The sequence below is a fragment of the Pseudoflavonifractor sp. An184 genome, from assembly GCF_002160305.1.
Taxonomy (GTDB): domain Bacteria; phylum Bacillota; class Clostridia; order Oscillospirales; family Oscillospiraceae; genus Lawsonibacter; species Lawsonibacter pullicola.
Map to the genome: position 1 here is coordinate 52251 of NZ_NFKI01000001.1, position 17250 is coordinate 69500.

16 protein-coding genes are annotated in these 17250 nt (G+C 57.5%); all 16 read left to right on the plus strand.

The window, feature by feature from the left end:
• The first annotated feature begins 75 nt into the window (after window positions 1-75).
• The 16 genes from B5F19_RS00280 to B5F19_RS00355 all read left to right on the plus strand — a co-directional run bounded on the left by B5F19_RS00280 (window position 76) and on the right by B5F19_RS00355 (window position 17246).
• Window positions 76-702, plus strand: a complete 627-nt coding sequence (locus B5F19_RS00280) for a TetR/AcrR family transcriptional regulator (RefSeq protein ID WP_006573093.1) — start codon at window positions 76-78, stop codon at window positions 700-702.
• A gap of 56 nt (window positions 703-758) precedes the next feature.
• Window positions 759-2510 (plus strand): ABC transporter ATP-binding protein, encoded by a 1752-nt coding sequence (locus B5F19_RS00285; protein WP_087286346.1) that lies wholly within the window; start codon window positions 759-761, stop codon window positions 2508-2510.
• Window positions 2511-2513: 3 nt separating this feature from the next.
• Window positions 2514-4244, plus strand: a complete 1731-nt coding sequence (locus tag B5F19_RS00290) for an ABC transporter ATP-binding protein (RefSeq protein ID WP_087286349.1) — start codon at window positions 2514-2516, stop codon at window positions 4242-4244.
• 15 nt (window positions 4245-4259) lie between these two features.
• On the plus strand, window positions 4260-5306 hold the full coding sequence (locus B5F19_RS00295; RefSeq protein ID WP_087286352.1) for an AraC family transcriptional regulator: 1047 nt from the start codon (window positions 4260-4262) through the stop codon (window positions 5304-5306).
• 115 nt (window positions 5307-5421) lie between these two features.
• On the plus strand, window positions 5422-6375 hold the full coding sequence (locus B5F19_RS00300) for an ABC transporter permease (RefSeq protein WP_087286355.1): 954 nt from the start codon (window positions 5422-5424) through the stop codon (window positions 6373-6375).
• A complete protein-coding gene (locus tag B5F19_RS00305; RefSeq protein ID WP_204248277.1) occupies window positions 6372-7178 on the plus strand; it encodes an ABC transporter permease in 807 nt (268 codons plus the stop codon). Before B5F19_RS00300 ends, B5F19_RS00305 begins: the two co-directional genes overlap by 4 nt.
• Window positions 7171-7959: an ABC transporter ATP-binding protein gene (locus B5F19_RS00310; protein ID WP_087286358.1), complete on the plus strand. Its 789-nt coding sequence runs from the start codon at window positions 7171-7173 to the stop codon at window positions 7957-7959. Before B5F19_RS00305 ends, B5F19_RS00310 begins: the two co-directional genes overlap by 8 nt.
• Complete coding sequence (locus tag B5F19_RS00315; protein ID WP_238072745.1) at window positions 7947-8648, plus strand: dipeptide/oligopeptide/nickel ABC transporter ATP-binding protein; 702 nt, start codon at window positions 7947-7949, stop codon at window positions 8646-8648. The genes B5F19_RS00310 and B5F19_RS00315 overlap by 13 nt, the downstream gene beginning before the upstream one ends.
• Window positions 8649-8664: 16 nt before the next feature.
• Window positions 8665-10281, plus strand: coding sequence for a nickel ABC transporter substrate-binding protein (locus tag B5F19_RS00320; protein ID WP_087286361.1), 1617 nt, complete (start codon window positions 8665-8667; stop codon window positions 10279-10281).
• 117 nt (window positions 10282-10398) lie between these two features.
• Window positions 10399-10767 carry a metal-dependent transcriptional regulator gene (locus B5F19_RS00325; RefSeq protein WP_087286364.1) on the plus strand — a complete coding sequence of 123 codons (369 nt, stop codon included), beginning with the start codon at window positions 10399-10401 and terminating at the stop codon, window positions 10765-10767.
• A gap of 62 nt (window positions 10768-10829) precedes the next feature.
• On the plus strand, window positions 10830-11279 hold the full coding sequence (locus B5F19_RS00330; protein WP_087286367.1) for a response regulator transcription factor: 450 nt from the start codon (window positions 10830-10832) through the stop codon (window positions 11277-11279).
• Window positions 11280-11579: 300 nt separating this feature from the next.
• A complete protein-coding gene (locus tag B5F19_RS00335) occupies window positions 11580-12188 on the plus strand; it encodes a TetR/AcrR family transcriptional regulator (protein WP_087286370.1) in 609 nt (202 codons plus the stop codon).
• Window positions 12189-12327: 139 nt separating this feature from the next.
• Window positions 12328-14049, plus strand: coding sequence for an ABC transporter ATP-binding protein (locus B5F19_RS00340; protein WP_242972645.1), 1722 nt, complete (start codon window positions 12328-12330; stop codon window positions 14047-14049).
• Complete coding sequence (locus tag B5F19_RS00345) at window positions 14046-15794, plus strand: ABC transporter ATP-binding protein (protein ID WP_204248278.1); 1749 nt, start codon at window positions 14046-14048, stop codon at window positions 15792-15794. Before B5F19_RS00340 ends, B5F19_RS00345 begins: the two co-directional genes overlap by 4 nt.
• Window positions 15795-15967: 173 nt before the next feature.
• Window positions 15968-16582, plus strand: coding sequence for a TetR/AcrR family transcriptional regulator (locus B5F19_RS00350; protein ID WP_006573116.1), 615 nt, complete (start codon window positions 15968-15970; stop codon window positions 16580-16582).
• 70 nt (window positions 16583-16652) lie between these two features.
• Window positions 16653-17246 (plus strand): MptD family putative ECF transporter S component, encoded by a 594-nt coding sequence (locus B5F19_RS00355; RefSeq protein ID WP_087286372.1) that lies wholly within the window; start codon window positions 16653-16655, stop codon window positions 17244-17246.
• Window positions 17247-17250: the final 4 nt, after the last annotated feature.

The window sequence follows — 17250 nt, forward strand, 5'->3', positions numbered from 1 at the left end:
AGGCTTGACAAATAGTGTTCAGCAGATTAAAATAACATCGTTATTTAATAACGACGTTATTTTAAGGAGAAGCCGATGCGCGTTCTGAATGAAAAGCTCTGTGCAGACATACTGGAGACCGGCAGAAAAGAGTTCCTCGCGTTAGGCTACCGGGATGCTTCATTGCGGCATATAGCCGCTTCACTGGGAGTAACTACCGGGGCTATCTACCGCTATTATGCGGACAAAGAGGCGCTGTTTGACGCTTTGGTCGCCCAGCCGGCCCAAGAGCTGGCGGATCGCTACCGGGCGGTACAGCAGACCTTTGCTCAGCAGAGCGTGGAGGAGCAGGTACGAAACCTCCCCGAAGTGCCTGACGAAGAGGCCGGGTGGATGCTGGACTTCATCTACGACCACTTCGACGCCTTCAAACTGATCGCCTGCTGCGCCGGGGGCACTAAGTATGAGCACTATCTGGATACTCTGGCGGAAATCGAGGATAACGCCGGCCGGGCCCTCATTGAAAAGATGGCAGAGGCCGGCTACTCGCTGCCTCAAATCGACGACGAACTCATCCACATCATGTCCAGCGCCCTGTTCAACGGCATCTTTGAGACGGTGCGCCACGACATGCCCCGGGAGAAGGCACTTCGCTATATGGCAAGCCTCCGGGACTTCTATTCTGCCGGTTGGTTCAAACTGCTGGGGATCTCAGACACCTGAGTTCCCCCAGTTTTTTGATTAAAAGTTAGCAAAAACTAACTAAAGGAGATGCTGATATGGAATCTAAGAAAGCGCCCTCCCCCTTTGCCGTACTATGGGGCTGGGCGGACGGTGAGCACGGCGGGTTTTACACGTCGGTGGCCTTGGCGCTGCTGGGGGTGGCCTGCGGGATGGTGCCCTATTTCTGTGTGGCGGCTATGATCGCACGGCTTCTCTCCGGCGGGGGCTTGGTGGAGTGCATGCCCTGGTGCGCGGGCGCGCTGGTGGGGTATCTGGGGAAAGCCCTGTTCTCCACTTGGTCCACGGCGCTGTCCCATACCGCAACTTATCATATTCTGCGGAAGGTCCGCAGGGAACTGCTGGCGAAACTAAGCCGGGTGCCCATGGGCACCATTTTGGATACCCCATCCGGCCAGTACAAGACCACCATCGTGGACCGGGTAGAGGGCATGGAGCCCACCCTGGCCCACCTGCTGCCGGAGATGACCTCCAACCTGTTGGTACCGCTTGCTATCGCGGTCTATATTTTTGTGCTGGATTGGCGGATGGGGCTTGCATCGCTGGTGACTACGGTAGTGGGTATGCTGGTATCCATGCAGAGTGCCAAGAACTACGGGCCCCGCTGGCAGGGGGCGGTGGAGGTGGGCCGTCGCATGGCAAACGCCATTGTGGAGTATGTGGGCGGCATCCAGGTGGTGAAGGCCTTCAGCCAGTCCGCCGGTTCCTATAAGCGATACTCCGATGCGGTAACGGAGAACGCCCAATACTATGTGGACTGGATGGCGGAAAACCAGAAGTTCATGGCCGTCATGCAGACGGTGATCCCCTCGGTGCTGCTGCCGGTGTTGCCGGTGGGACTGCTGCTGTGGTCCGGTGGCAGCCTGTCCGCCGCCACCTTCCTCACTATTGTAGTGCTGTCCCTGGGTCTCACAGGGCCGCTGATCTCCGCCATGACCTTTGTGGATGAACTGGCGGTGGTGGGCACCAATGTGGGGGAGATCTCCGCCATCCTGGATGCCCCGGAACTCCAGCGGCCGGAGCGGGAGGCTGCCCTCAGCGGTATGGCTATCCATCTGGACCACGTCTCTTTCACCTACAAGGCGGAGGACGGTGAGGTGCTCCATGACATCTCCCTGGACATCGCGCCGGGCACCGTCACCGCCCTGGTGGGTCCCTCCGGCTCCGGCAAGAGCACCATCGCCAAACTGATCGCCGGGTTCTGGGACGTGTCCGGCGGCAGTATCACCCTGGGCGGGGCCGATTTGAAAGACATTCCCCTGGAGCAGTTGAACCGGCAGATCGCCTACGTGTCCCAGGACAACTACCTCTTTGACCGCACGGTTCGGGAAAACATCCGCATGGGCCGTCTGGATGCCAGCGACGAGGAAATGGAGCGGGTAGCAAAAGCCGCTGGGTGCGACGAGTTCATCCGGGCGCTGGATCATGGGTACGACACGATCTGCGGCGGTGGCGGCGGGCACCTGTCCGGCGGGGAGAAGCAGCGGATCTCCATTGCCCGGGCCATTCTGAAGGACGCCCCCATCGTGATCCTGGATGAAGCCACCGCAAGTATTGACCCCGAGAACGAGGCGGTAATCCAGCGGGCCATCTCCAACCTGACCCGGGGCAAGACCCTGATCGTCATCGCCCACCGGCTGGGAACAGTGGCCGACGCGGACAATATCGTGGTCATCGACCATGGTAGGATCGCCGGCCAGGGACGGCAGGAGGAACTGTTGCGGAAGTGCCCGCTGTACGCCCGGATGTGGAACACCTATCTGGGTACCCGGGACGGGAAGGAGGAATGAGCCGTGTTCAGTGTTCTGAAGAAGATCTCCGACTTTGCGGGGACCCGGCGGGGGCTCTTGAAAAAGTCCATGGCGGTAGCCTTCCTGGGAGCGGTGTTCGCCGCCCTCCAGTTTGCCGCCCTGATGCTCACCTTGGATATTCTGGTGGGCGGGGCGGACCTGCGCATTTGGCCGGTCATTGGTGTGATGGTGGTATCTGTGGTAGGCCGGGCGGCATGTTCCTACTGGTCCACCAATGCAGAAACGGAGACAGGCTACTTCATGGTGGCGGAGAAACGAATTCACATCGGAGACCGGCTGCGATATATCCCCATGGGCTATTTCAACGACAACTCCCTGGGGAACATCACCGCCGTGGTCACCACGACCCTGTCCGATGTGGAAAACAATGCCGCCCGGTGCCTGGTGAGCGTTATCGGCGGGTTCCTTAACACCTTGGGCCTGTGCCTGGGGCTCACGGTGGCGGACTGGCGGCTGGGTCTGCTGGCCATCGCGGGTATCCTGGCCTATCTGGGAGTGACGGAGCTCTCCCAGCGAGCCATGCTGAAAACCGGCCCTGCCCGGCAGCACGCCCAGATGAACTTGGTGGAGGCGGTGCTGGAGTACATCCAGGGTATGAGCGTGGTAAAGTCCTATGGTCTGGACAAGGACAGCGGCCAGGCGGTGCAGAGGACTGTGGACGAGAGCTGTGACAAGGCCCTGTCGCTGGAAAAGTCGGTAGTCCCCTGGATGGGGCTCCGTCAGGTGGTGGTGCGGGTGTTCTCCGTGGCCATCGCTGTGTGTGCCCTGGCCTTCTACTCCGGCGGCACGTTGTCCTTGGCCCGGTGCCTCTTGATGCTGGTGGCTTCGTTCATGCTCTATGCGGAGCTGGAGAGCGCCGGCAATATGGCGGACAATCTGCAGATGCTGGGGGCCTCCATGGACAAGGCCAACTCCATTGACGACACCCCGGTCATGGACATCGACGGGGCGGAGCTGACGCCGGCGGACACCTCTGTGGAATTTCAGGATGTGTCCTTCGCCTATGGGGACCGGACGATCCTGGACCACGTGAGCTTGACCGTTCCCTCTGGTAGCATCACCGCCGTGGTGGGACCCTCCGGCGGCGGCAAGACCACCCTCTGCAACCTGATCGCCCGGTTCTGGGATGTGCAGAGCGGTAAAATCACTGTGGGAGGCTACGATGTGCGGGAGTACAAGCTGGACAGCCTGATGAAGAATATCTCCATGGTGTTCCAGTCGGTGTACCTCTTCAACGACACAGTGGAGAACAACATCAAGTTTGGCCGCCCGGATGCCACCCACGAGCAGGTGGTGGCCGCCGCTAGGGCCGCCTGCTGCCACGACTTTATCATGGCACTGCCGGATGGATATGATACAGTCTTGGGTGAGGGAGGCGGTTCACTCTCTGGTGGGGAAAAGCAGCGCATCTCCATTGCCCGGGCCATGCTGAAGGACGCTCCCATTGTGATTTTGGACGAAGCCACCGCCAGCGTGGACCCGGAGAATGAGGCGGAGCTGCAGGCAGCCATCTCCGCCCTGACCCGCGGAAAGACGCTCATCATGATCGCCCACCGCCTGAACACGGTGCGGAACGCTGATCAAATTCTGGTCCTCAGCGGCGGGCACATCGTTCAGCGGGGCACCCATCAGGAACTGATGGCCCAAGGCGGCCTGTATGCTGACTTTGTGGGTGTCCGCCAAGAGGCGCTCAGGTGGAAATTGGATACTTGAGGAGAAATCGGCACAATGACCGGATTGGAGCATGTCCGCTTTGCGGACGAGGAACTGATCAAAACCCAAGTCCTCAAGGGCGAGGCGGCTCAGACTATCATTCGGGGGGAGAATTGTTCTGTCTATAAGATGGAAAATGAAACCGGAGAGGGTGTCATCACCCGATACCCGGTGTTCCCCGGAATTGAACTGCTCTATGACGATATTCATATGTCCTGCGGGGTGGCGCACCGAGAGGACCCACGGGCCGATCTGCTGGAGATCAATCACTGCCGGACAGGGCGATTTGAGTGTGAGTTTTCGGATGGAAGGGCTGTCTATCTGGGGGAAGGCGATCTGGCAGTCAATGTCATGACCAACCGGACTCGTGAGACCTGGTTCCCCCTGTCCCACTACCACGGCATCACCATCGCAGTGGATATTCCGGTGGCGGACAGGGTTTTGCGTCAGGTGTCGGAGGCGCTGGGCGAAGGGCTGTACTGCGACCTTTTTGCCATGCGGGACCGGCTGTGTGCCCACAACTCCTGCTTCGTTATGCGGGCGGCTGACTCCATTCAGCATATATTCTCTGAGCTATACCATGCGCCGGAGGATCTGCGGGCCGGTTATTTCAAACTCAAGGTGATGGAATTGTTCCTCTTCCTTGGCTCCCCAGAGATCACAGCGCAGGGAGAAGACCGTCTGTATGTAGACCGATCCCAGGCAGAACAGATCAAATCTGTCCGGCAGTACTTGATAGAGCATTTGGACCGCCGGATCACTCTGCAAACTCTCTCACAGACTTTTTCCTTTCCGCTGACTTCTATGAAAAAGTGCTTCAAGGAAGTTTATGGAACTACCATCAATGCGTATCTGCAGGCCTACCGTATGCATACAGCAGCGGGACTTTTGCGAGAGACCAGATTGGATGTGACTGAAATCGCTGGAAAGGTGGGGTACCAGAATGCCAGCAAGTTTTCCGAAGTGTTCCGCCAGCATACAGGGCATACCCCAACAGAGTACCGCAAAACTTTTTGTCTTATAGGAGCAGACAGCGTCCTGCGGGAGTGGCGAGACAAGTGAAAATCCGCTAAAATGTCTTTGTACGCAAGGGCATCTGCCAAAAAAGCGCATCGAGTCCGGTGCGCTTTCTCTTTGATATGAGGTTAGCATTATCTAACTATTTGGAGGTGGTCTTATGGCACAGCGGACCAGGCGGTATCTCATTCGGCGAGTCACCGTCGTTCTGCTGACTTTGTTTGTCGTCACGCTTCTCTCTTTCCTGCTGATGCGGCTCTCTCCCGTTGATCCGGCCACAGCGTATGTGAAGCGCAATTCTGCGGTCGTCACCCAGGAGCAGATCGACGAGGCCCGGGTCATACTGGGTCTGGACAAGCCATTGCCGGTGCAGTATTTCGATTGGGTGGTGGACGCGCTCCACATGGACTTCGGGATTTCTCTGGGAACGGGAAATCCGGTGACGGAGGAATTGGCCAAAACGGTGCCCGTTACCCTGACGGTGGTGGCCTATTCCGCTGTGATTATGTCCTTGGGCGTTCTGGGAGTAGGGATGCTGGGGTACCTTTGGCGGCAGAAAGCCGGCGGCATGATCCTCTCCTTTCTGACCATGATCGGCATTTCCGTGCCTGGCTTCTATCTGGGTACCGCTTTTATCGACTTGTTCGCGGTGCGGCTGGGCTGGATCAGCGTGTCGGGAAACAGCGGTTTTGCCCGGTATTTCCCGGTGGCGCTCTGCCTGTCGGTCTTGGGGATCTGTTTTTATGGACAGATGCTCGCAGCCTCACTGGAGCGGGAGATGGAGCAGGATTATGCCATGTACTTACGGTGCCGCGGGCTGCAGGATGGGCGCATCCTCCTATTCCATGCGTTTCCTCACGCTGTGGTGGACCTTCTGCCCAGTTTTGCCCAGATGCTGGGGCTGTGCCTCGCCAATGCGGCCATTGTGGAGCGGGTGTTCTCCCTGTCCGGCTTGGGCTACCTGATCATTGACGCAGTGGTGAAACGGGACTCGCCGGTGATCCACGCCGCTGTTCTGGTGCTGGCGCTGACACTGGTGCTTTTAGATACAGTCGCGGAACTTTTACAATATGCCCTGAGAAGTGATATGCGGGCTGCGGGAGGCCGGGCATGAGAAAACATTATTTTGCATCAAAGGCGGGAATGGTCCTGCCGCTACTAGTCCTCTGTGTCTGTGCATTCGGATTTGTGTTCGCCCCTAATGACCCGGAACTGGTGGACCTGACCAAGAAGTTCCTGGCACCTTGCCCGGAGTTCCCCTTAGGCGCGGACAACCTGGGGCGCTGTGTGCTGTCCCGCCTGCTCTACGGCGGGCGGACGACCCTGGGTATCGTCTTAGTGGGCTCTGTTACGGTTTCCGTTTTTGGGACGCTGATCGGACTGCTCATGGGCAGTGGGAAGAACGGCAAAAACCTAATTTTAGAGGGCGTGCTGAACGCGGTTACCGCCATCCCGCCCATCGCCTACCTGATCATCTTCATTGCGGCTTGGGGCAACAGTGTGTTCACCATGGTAGTGGCAGTGTCGGCTTCCCTGATGCTTCGGGTCATCAAACTAGTTCAAACACGGACCGAAATCGAACAGGGGAAGGCCTATGTGATGTGCGCGGTGGCCTCCGGTGCAAAGCCGAGCCGTATCTTGTTTGTCCACATCCTCCCGAACCTCATCTGGGATGTTCTCCACTTCATCTGCCTCTCCTGTGCGGATATGACGCTGTCCATCGTCAGCTTTTCGTTTATCGGCCTGGGCATGGGAGACAATGTGGTGGACTGGGGCAGCATGGTGTCGGAGACACACCACTATCTGCTCTCCTATCCCGGTCTTACGCTGTATCCGGTCTTGATGATCGTGCTGTGTACCATGGCATTCCATATGCTGGGACGCTGGATCGAAAGGAGGGTGTCCGCCCGTGCTTGAGGTAAACAATTTGTCCGTGACCGCCCGGAGCGGCGCTCAACTTCTTAATCAAATCTCCTTTCAGATCGAGATTGGCGAGGCGATAGGGTTGACTGGACAGAGCGGGGCGGGCAAAACCACGCTGCTCAAGGCACTGCTCGGTATTTTGAGCGGCGGCTGTCAGGTCAGCGGCGGCACGATCCAGGTGGACGGCCAATCTCTATGGACCCTGCCTCCGCGGAAACGGCGGGAGCTGTGCGGAACGACTCTGGGTTTTATCCCGCAAAACCCGATGACTGCATTTGACCCCAGGCTCAAGATGGGGCGTCAAATGGAAGAGACTCTGCGGCTGAGAACGGGCGTTTTCGGGAAAGAGGCGGTGGAGCGGGCAGAAACGCTTCTGGCGGAACTGGGCCTGTCCCAGCCCCGGCGGGTGCTGGACAGCTATCCCGCCCAGCTCTCCGGCGGGATGCTCCAGCGGGCAGCGGCCGCATTACTGCTGGCCCTGCATCCCAGATATATTTTGGCCGACGAGCCCACCTCCGCGCTGGACGCGGAAAATCGGACACTTTTGCTGGAGCTGCTGGAGAAGCAGAGGGAAACCGCAGGCATCCTGTTTATCTCCCACGATGTTGCCGCACTCCGCACCCTCTGCGGAACGGTCCATGTGATGGAGCATGGAATGCTGACCGAACAGGGGACGATTCAGGAACTTCTGGAACACCCCAAACAGGCGTGGACCAAGGAATATGCCGCGGCAAATCACCCGGTGAGCAGGGAGGGATGGACATGGACGGACTAATTGCCGAGCACATCAGCAAAACCTACGCCGGCACGCACGGACTCTCCTTTGCTGCGCTTCGGGATGTGTCCATTCGTCTGGAACCCGGCTCCTTCACCTCTCTGGTAGGAGAGTCCGGCTCTGGGAAAAGTACCCTGGCACGCCTGTTGGTTGGCCTGGAGGCCCCGGATCAGGGGGCAATCTTCCTTGATGGAGAGGATACCTCCGGTTGGAGCACCGAGGACTGGCGAAAACGGCGCACAAAGCTCCAGGCGGTTTTTCAGGATGCCAGCGGGACACTGAACCCCATGCGCTCTGTCCGCAGTAATGTGGAGGAGGCGATGGTCAACCTTACCTCCCTCTCAAAGCGGCAGCGCCGCGAGCGCGTTGGCGAACTCATGGAACTGACCCATATGGAAGAACGGCTATTGGAGATCCCCGCCCGGCAGCTATCTGGCGGAGAGCAACGGAGGCTCTCCCTGGTGCGGGCCATGTCGATCCGGCCCAAGTACCTCATTCTGGATGAGGTGCTCAGCGGTCTGGATCTGATCTCCGCCGATGCCGTCATGCGTGTCCTGGAACAATATCATCGGGAATTTGACTGCGCTTTTCTGCTTATCACCCATGATATGGACAGCGCCTACCGCCTGTCCGACACCATTCTCACGATGCAAGCCGGGCAAATCGTCCGTGTTGGCATAAAACAGTAACGAAAGGAAGTAAACCATGAAAAAGAGACTGCTTTCTCTTGCCCTCTGCGGCGCTCTGCTCTGCGGCGCGCTGGCAGGCTGCGGTGGAAATGAAACACCTTCCACTTCGCAGGAACCGTCCTCTGGCCAGACGGAGGACGAACCCAAGATCCTGACCACGGCGGTCAGTGCGGAGCTGAACACCCTTTATCCCCTCAACATGGATGTGCAGAACAATATCGGCACAAAGCTCTGTTATGAGGGCCTTGTCAACTATGAAAACGGGGAGGTCGTCCCCTGCCTGGCGGAGAGCTGGGAGTTTTCCGATGACGGAACTGCTCTGACCTTCCATCTGAAAGAGGGCGTCACGTTCCACGATGGGACGCCGTTCAATGCAGAGGCAGTCAAGACAGATTTTGAGTTTGCACACCCCAATCCCAATTTCAGCAACATCTCCGCCGTGGCCAAGGTGGAGAGCATTGAGGTCGTGGATGAGTACACAGTGACATTCCATTATCCCAATGCCTATTTCGCCTATCTAATGGACTTCTGCTATCCAGAAACCATGGTCCTGGTATCTCCCGCCGTATTGGAGGAGGGAAACTACCAGTCCATGAACGGCGTGGTGGGCACCGGCCCCTATGTGTATGAGGAGATTGTGGACGGCGATTATGTCCGCTTTGTCCGCAACGAGAACTACTGGGGAGAGCAGCCCTATTATGATGAAGTCATTGTCAAGTACATCCCCGACGCCTCTGCTCGGCTCCAGGCGCTCCAGAGCGGCGAGATCGACCTGATCTACGGCAGCGCGCTTCTGACCTGGGACGACTATCAGCAGGCCCTCTCTCTTCCCAATATTGCCGGCGCGGTGGCGGAGAGCGATTCCAAGACCCGAAACCTGGTGCTCAACGCCTCCGGCGTTTTGTCTGATTTGAAAGTGCGCGAGGCCGTGGCCTACGCTATCGACAAGGAGACTCTCTCCGAAGGGCTGACCTACGGCGAGGAGACTCCCGCCGACCACCTGTTCCCTGATGGCATCCCCTATACGGATGTGGAACTGAATGTCGTCCGTACCTACGACCCCGAAAAAGCCAACGCGCTTCTGGATGAAGCCGGATGGGTGCTGAATGAGTCCACCGGCATCCGGGAGAAGGACGGACAGGCGCTATCCCTGAAATACACCTACGATTCCGGAGATGCACTGAACAAGTCGCTGGCCACAGCGGTCAAGAGCCAACTGGCGGCGGTGGGTATCGATGTGGAGACGGAAGGCCAGGAGATGATGACCTGGTGGCAGGAAGGCGTTGCTGGTAACTACGACCTCATCATGTGGAACACGGAGCAGCCCTATACCAGCCCCCACAATTACTTCATCCCCATGCTGTCTCGCTCTCCCCATGTGCCCAGCCTCACCGCTGTGGAGGGCAGCGACAAGTTCCTGGCTCTGATTGAGGAGTTTCAGACCACTGATGATCCTACCAGAGTTCAGGAAATCTTTGATCAGCTGCTGAACTTTGATAACGACAATGTGCTGGATCTGCCCCTGCTGTTCGTCAAGGATATGATTGTCTACAACACGGACAAGGTTGCGGGCTACGATTTCTCCAGCACGCCCATGTTCTTTGATGTGCGGTTGATTCAGCCGGCAGAGTGATGAAGCACTGCATTTGCATCCGGCTTTTGAACAATTGAACCCGTGACAAGGAGCCGACCTTAGTAGGCCGGCTCCTTGTTACAGGAAACACTTCCAAAGGGAAGGGGGCAAAATGATTTGGCGCTACACCAGTCTGGCGAGGACTACTTGGAGGCTATTTTGGTCCTACAAAAGCAGAGGGGCATGGTACGCTCCGTGGATGTGGCCCGGCACATGGAGGTGTCCAAGCCCAGCGTGTGCCATGCTGTGGCGACCCTGCGGGACGGAGGCTTTCTCACGATGGACAGCGACTATTTCCTGCATCTGACTGATGTGGGCCGGGAAGTTGCGGAACAGATCTACGAAAAGCACCGTTTCTTTACCGACCGGCTGATCGAGGCCGGCGTAGACCCGGCAACAGCCGAGCGGGATGCCTGCCGGATCGAGCATGTCATCAGCGACGAGAGTTTCCGACGACTAAAGGCAGTTGTGGAAGCAGAGTCATAAGTACAGCAAAAGGAGGGGGCCGTCTACACGGCCCCCTCCTTTTGCCAGCGGGAGGTAATATAGTGGACGAAATCATCGTCATCCGAGCTGCCGACCCGGACGGCAGTATATTTAAGGCAATCGTGAATGCGCTGAAGGGCAAGCGGGCGGAAGTGGTCCATATCAACGCCCCGGCCTCCTCCGTGCTGCGCATCGGGGAGTTGGAGATCCATCACGGGCACCGCCGGGTGTTTGTGGCCGGCAGGGAAGTGCGTCTCAACCACGGGGAATACGCCATGCTCTACTGCATGGCCAGCGCCCCCGGGCAGGTATTTTCCAAGGTGCAGCTCTATGCAGCGGCTTGGGGAGAGGGGTATCTGCATAGGACTACATCGGTAGAGAATATCATCTGGCGGCTGAGACGGAAATTGGAATCTGATCCGAAACATCCAGACTATATTAAGACAGTGCTCAGAGCAGGATACAAGATGAACAATCCAATGAATAAGGTGGTTAATCTTCGTTCTGATTAGAACAGTTGCGATAATTTTATCAAAAAAGAACAGTTTTATGAAAAGGTCAACCGACGTTGGGAATATGGTATGGCAACGCAGAAAAGAACTGGAGGCCGCTCCTCCTTATTCAATCTTTATAAAACTGAGATCGGGAGCGGCTATAAAAATCGCTGCGGAGTGGACTCGATAAACTGAGACGATGACCATAAGCGAATAAAATTATTATTATAGTCGCAAAGTGATTGACAGACGCACAGCTGTGTGCTATTATTCTTTTGCGACTAAAATTAAAATAATAGTCGCAAAAGGAGGACGCCTATGTCGCCAAGGATTTTTTCTACCACCCAGCGTGAGGAGCTGCGGATCAAGATGCTGGACGCAGGCTTTGAACTGATCAAACAGCACGGCATGACCCATGCCTCTGTGGAGAAGATCACCCAAGCCGCCGGCCTGGGTAAGAGCACCTTTTACAACTTTTTCTCCTCCAAGGAGGAGTTTGTCACTGACATCATGGAATATCAGCGGGATCGTGTTAAGCGGCACTTTGAGCAGATCCTGAACGGCCGGGAGAAGATGACCGCCGCGGAAGGCAAGGAGTATCTGAAACTCATCGTATTCAGCCGGAACAGTATCTACCAGTACCTAACCGCAGAGGACATGGAAAAACTCAAGCAGGCTTCCTCCCCGGAGTGTACCAGTCCAGATGACAGACTCTATGACCAGCGGGAGGCCGAGATCATGCACGGCCTGTTTGACCATATGGAGGGGGTACGGCCTGATTTGGACCTCCATGTGGTGGCCAACCTCATTAAGATCATGGCGATGGCAAAGGTCAACCGGGATGCCCTGCATGCTGATGCTCTGGACCGAACCCTTGACCATATCTATGGACTCCTGTATTCTCTGATTTTTGAGGAGGGCGCTTGACCGCGCCTTTCTTTATCAGAAGGAGTTAGCGATAACTAATTAAAGTGAGGTGTTTTTCATGCGCTCGAAATCCCCAAAAGAGAAACAGGGCGTTGCCCGGCTCTTTGAATTGGCGGGCCAAAGGGGGAGAAAATTGACCTTGGCCTGTGTACTGTCCGTCCTGTCCTCGGCCGCTCGCATCGTACCATTCTTCACCATCTACGGTGTGGTGCGGGAGCTGCTGGCTCATTACCAGGAGCCATCCATGGTGGATCAAAATGCGATCCTAACGCTCTGCGCGGTCACCTTTGGAGCGGCGCTGGTCTACGGCCTGTGCGCCTTCATCTCCTCCGCACTTTCCCATACGGCGGCCTATGAGATTATCTACGACCTGCGGCTGCAGTTGATGGAGAAGCTCTCCCGCGTCTCCTCCGGATTTTTCACCGGCACAACCCAAGGAGCCATCAAGAAGGTGGTCTCCGATGACTCCAACCAGATCGAGGCGTTTCTGGCGCACCACCTCTGCGAGATCGCGGCCGCAGTTGCTACGCCGGTCTTCACCCTGCTGTACCTGTTCGGCATGGACTGGCGGCTGGCCATTGTGACCCTGCTGCCTATTCTGATCTCTCTGGTATTGCTCTCCGCCTGCTTGAAACAGCCCGACAAAGCGGCCCTCCAAGTGGAACTCCACGACGCCCAGGAGCGGATGCAGGGGACGGTCGTGGAGTATATCCACGGCATGAGCGTTATCAAGGTGTTCAACCGCACCCTCAACGCCTTTCAGCGGTATGAAGGGGACCTCAACCACTTTACCGAGGTGGTGGATCGGACAGCCCGGGCCAACGCCAGGCCCATGGGTGCCTACTACGCTTTCTTCGGCGCACAGCTGCTGTTCCTGCTCCCGGCGGTTTTGCTGCTGATCCCCACGGCGGAGAGCTACCTGGACTTTCTGCCGGTGATCCTGCTGTTTTTTCTGGTAGGCAGCGGCCTCAAGGAGCCTATGGAAAATCTGATGCAGATGGTCATACTCTCTGGCCGTATCGTGGAGGGGGTCAACCGCATCGACAACATCCTCCGCCAGCCGGAACCGGATCAGGACGGCGCTGGAGATCCCACCACGTTCGATGTGGAATTTTCAGATGTGGAGTTTGCCTATACGGAGGGCATCCCAGCAGTAGACCGTGTATCCTTTCATCTGCCCCAAGGAACTGTCACCGGGCTGGTGGGACCTTCTGGTGGTGGGAAATCCACTCTGGCCCAGCTTTTGCTGCGGTTCTATGAGCCCCAGGGAGGCACCATCCGTATTGGCGGCGTGGACATCCGGGAGATCCCGCCTGCACGGCTGATGGAGCTGGTGGCCTATGTGTTCCAAGACTCCGTGCTGTTTACAGATACCATTGAAAACAACATCCGTATGGGGAATACCAAAGCCACCATGGAGGAAGTGGAGCAGGCGGCCCGGAACGCCGGCATCCATGAGGTTATCCAGGCATTGCCCCAGGGATATCAGACAGTGGTGGGCCGGGACGACGCCTATCTCTCCGGCGGTGAGAAGCAGCGCCTTGCCATTGCGCGGGTCTTCCTGAAAGACGCCCCTATCATCATCTTGGATGAGGCAACCGCCTACGCGGACGCCGAAAACGAGGCAAAGATCCAGGCGGCATTTGCGAAACTGGCCCAGAACAAGACGGTGCTGATGATTGCCCATCGGCTGAAAACGGTGGAGCGGGCAGACCAAATCTTGGTTATGGACAAAGGGAAATTGGTGGGGGCAGGGACCCATGAGGAACTGCTGACAGGCTGTGAGACCTATAAGAATCTGGTAGACGCCAATCTGCGGCGGGATCGCTGGAGTATCGGGAAGGGAGCGGTGCAGGTATGAAGTTCAGAGATTGGTTTCAAATGATGACCCTGGGCCACCCTGGGAAGTACCTGCGCCTGATGGCCTGGTGCCTCTTTGACAGCATTGTAATGTCTGTCCCATACGGACTGATGCTGGGTGCTGTCTATTTCCTCCTTGTCCCTCTGGCAGAACCCGGGGCCGCACTCCCCACTGGGGTACTCTGGGGGCTTGCCGCCGGATTCTTGGCCCAGTTGATCGTCTACTTCTTCATCCGCCAGAAAACCTACATAGATGCCTGCACCGGTTATGCGGGGATTATCAAGGACTCCCAGATCACATTGGGGGAGCATCTGCGCCAGTTGTCCATGGGCTTTTATTCCAGCAGGGACGCTGGGGATCTGTCCACCGTCCTTCTGCGGGATTACCAGACGGTGGGCGACTTATCCCAGCAGTTACTGCCACAGACAGCGGTCATTGTTATCCGCTTTGTACTGGCGGCCGTATGCCTCTCCTGGTTCAACGGCATGATGACTTTGGCACTGTTTGCGGTGATCCCCCTGGCACTTCCCTTTGCGTTCTGGAGCCTGCGCCGGATGGGGACGGTCAGCGCCGATCTCCAGCAGGCCCAGCGTGAAGTGGCATCCGGCATCTTGGAATATGTCAATGGCATTCAAATCCTCCGGGCCTTCAATTTGGCCGGCCAGCACTTTCAAAGCCTTAAGAAATCCTTTGACCAGGAGCGGAAGGCGGCAATCGGGATGGAGACCGGCGCGGCCGCGCCGGTGAGCATGCTGGGCCGGGCCATTTTGAGTTGCGGGATCGGGCTGGTTATTCTGGTGGGTGTTGTACTGCTGACCCGCGGGGAGTTGACACCCTACTATTACATTGCCTTCCTGATCCTCACGCTGACGGTCTATGAGCCGGTCCTGACTTTGTTCACCTTCATCGCGGACTTCTCCCGCACCCGCCGAAGCGGAGAACGGATCAAGGCCCTGTTTGATGAAAAGCCCCTGCCGGAACCGACAGTTAGTCAGACACCGCAAGGGACAGACATCGTATTTGACCATGTATCCTTCGGCTATGGAAAAACCGAGGTCCTGCACGACATTTCCCTGCAATTCCCGGCCCGGAGCGTCACCGCACTGGTGGGGCCGTCCGGCTCCGGGAAGTCCACCATCACCCGGTTGGCCGCCCGGTTCTGGGATGTGAACAGGGGAGCGGTGCGGCTGGGCGGTGTGGATGTACGGGACATGAAAAGCGACGAGGTGCTCAGCCGCATTAGTGTAGTCTTTCAGGACGTATATCTCTTTCACGACACGGTAGAGGGAAATATCCGCATGGGAAAGCCGGACGCCACCCAGGAGGAAATCATCGCGGCAGCCAAGGCCGCGGCCTGCCACGACTTCATCATGGCCCTGCCTGACGGGTACCAGACTATGGTGGGAGAGGGCGGCTCCACCCTCTCCGGGGGGGAAAAGCAGCGAATCTCCATTGCCCGGGCTTTGCTGAAGGATGCCCCCATTGTTCTGCTGGACGAGGCAACGGCCTCCCTTGACCCCGAGAATGAGGTGCTAATCCAGCAGGCGATCTCCGCTCTGGTCGCGGAAAAGACCGTCATCGTCATCGCCCACCGGCTCCAGTCCATCATGAGTGCCGACAATATCGTGGTGCTTGATGAGGGCCAGGTAGCCGAGCAGGGCACCCACGAGGAACTGCTGAAACGAAATGGTATCTATGCCCGGCTTTGGGCTGAACAGAGCCAGGCGGCAAGCTGGGGATTGTAGCATAGGCAGCAGAATAGGCAGAAAAACCGCAGTTGCCCTAAATGGGTGACTGCGGTTTTTCCATCGTGTCTATCTGTCATGGTAATCAGAACGAGAGGCTTGACAGGCTGAACACTGCGTGCTATATTGTAAACATCGTTAGCGAACAACGATAACAAAGAAAGGAGGCAAGTATGCCGAAGGACAAGACGGAAACCCACGAACGGATCATACCGGCCGCCATGAAGATCTTTCTGGAAAAAGGCTTTGAAAAGGCCACCATGCGGGAGATCGCGGAGGAGGCTGGCATCACCGCCGCCGGACTGTACCGCCACTTTGTAGACAAGGAGGCCATGTTCGCCGCCCTGGTGGAGCCGGTACTCTCCGAACTTCAGAAGTGGTGTGAGCGGACGCGGCAGGTGGACTATGACTTTCTGGAGCAGGGCGACCTGGATGCCATGTGGGATTCAGGCAATGATTTGGGCCTGGTGGTGGAACAGATCTATTCCCATTTCAACGAGTTCAAGCTGCTGCTTTGCTGTTCCGCCGGGACCAAGTATGCCTGGTTTCTCCACGATATTGTGGTTATGGAGCAGCAGGAGACGCTGGCCTACATGGAGGAAGCGAAGAAGCATGGCGTCCCGGTAAAAGAAGTGGACCCCAAAGAACTCCATCTGCTTATGACCGCCTATACCAACGCCCTCTTTGAAGTGGTAGTCCATGACTTCACCAAGGAGGAGGCCCTGCACTACCTGGATACGATGCACCAGTTCTTCATTCCCGGCTGGCGGGCCATCCTGGGGCTTTGAACAGCCCCTTTTTTCTACATTTGAGTTAGCGAAAACTAACTAAAATCCACAACAGGAGGTGCGTATGTAAATGAAGCGTGTATGGACGGCCAGAAGCCTTGCTGCCGTGCTCGGCGGGTCCCTGCTCTATTTCCTGATCACGGTGCTGGTGATGATGTGTGGGTCATTTTCCCCCTTGTTCTGGGTCTTTCTCCCGGCCATCACCGCCGCCGCATCGGGGTGGCTGTATCTGTATCTGGCGGCCCGAACGCCCCGGTTTGGGGTACCGGTACTCATGAACTTAGTGGTGCTTCTGCTGTTCCTGGCGGCGGGTGAGCTGTCCGGCTGGATGGCGGTGACGCTGGCGGCCGGAGCGGTGCTGGCGGAGCTGGTGCGGCGGCTGGGCGGGTATGAGGGCCTGCGGGCCGCCCGCTGGAGCTTTCTCCCGCTGGCCTTCAGCTCCAGCGGGAGTCCACTCTACATTTGGATCGACCCGGCCCGGACGGCAGCCAGCGCCGCGGAAGAGATGTCCCCAGCCTATGCCGCGGCGGTGGAGGGGCTTGCTACGCCGGGGATGCTGGTCCTGATGCTGGCGGCCATCATCGTGGGAGCCGCCATCGGCGCATGGCTTGGGAGCCCGCTTTGGAAACGCGGTCAGGCCCGAATCTATATCAGAAAAGCATGAGCCG

Coding starts and splice junctions, on each gene's coding strand:
- B5F19_RS00280 (WP_006573093.1), top strand. CDS start 76: ATGCGCGTTCTGAATGAAAAGCTCTGTGCAGACATACTGGAGACCGGC.
- B5F19_RS00285 (WP_087286346.1), top strand. CDS start 759: ATGGAATCTAAGAAAGCGCCCTCCCCCTTTGCCGTACTATGGGGCTGG.
- B5F19_RS00295 (WP_087286352.1), top strand. CDS start 4,260: ATGACCGGATTGGAGCATGTCCGCTTTGCGGACGAGGAACTGATCAAA.
- B5F19_RS00300 (WP_087286355.1), top strand. CDS start 5,422: ATGGCACAGCGGACCAGGCGGTATCTCATTCGGCGAGTCACCGTCGTT.
- B5F19_RS00305 (WP_204248277.1), top strand. CDS start 6,372: ATGAGAAAACATTATTTTGCATCAAAGGCGGGAATGGTCCTGCCGCTA.
- B5F19_RS00315 (WP_238072745.1), top strand. CDS start 7,947: ATGGACGGACTAATTGCCGAGCACATCAGCAAAACCTACGCCGGCACG.
- B5F19_RS00320 (WP_087286361.1), top strand. CDS start 8,665: ATGAAAAAGAGACTGCTTTCTCTTGCCCTCTGCGGCGCTCTGCTCTGC.
- B5F19_RS00335 (WP_087286370.1), top strand. CDS start 11,580: ATGTCGCCAAGGATTTTTTCTACCACCCAGCGTGAGGAGCTGCGGATC.
- B5F19_RS00345 (WP_204248278.1), top strand. CDS start 14,046: ATGAAGTTCAGAGATTGGTTTCAAATGATGACCCTGGGCCACCCTGGG.
- B5F19_RS00350 (WP_006573116.1), top strand. CDS start 15,968: ATGCCGAAGGACAAGACGGAAACCCACGAACGGATCATACCGGCCGCC.
- B5F19_RS00355 (WP_087286372.1), top strand. CDS start 16,653: ATGAAGCGTGTATGGACGGCCAGAAGCCTTGCTGCCGTGCTCGGCGGG.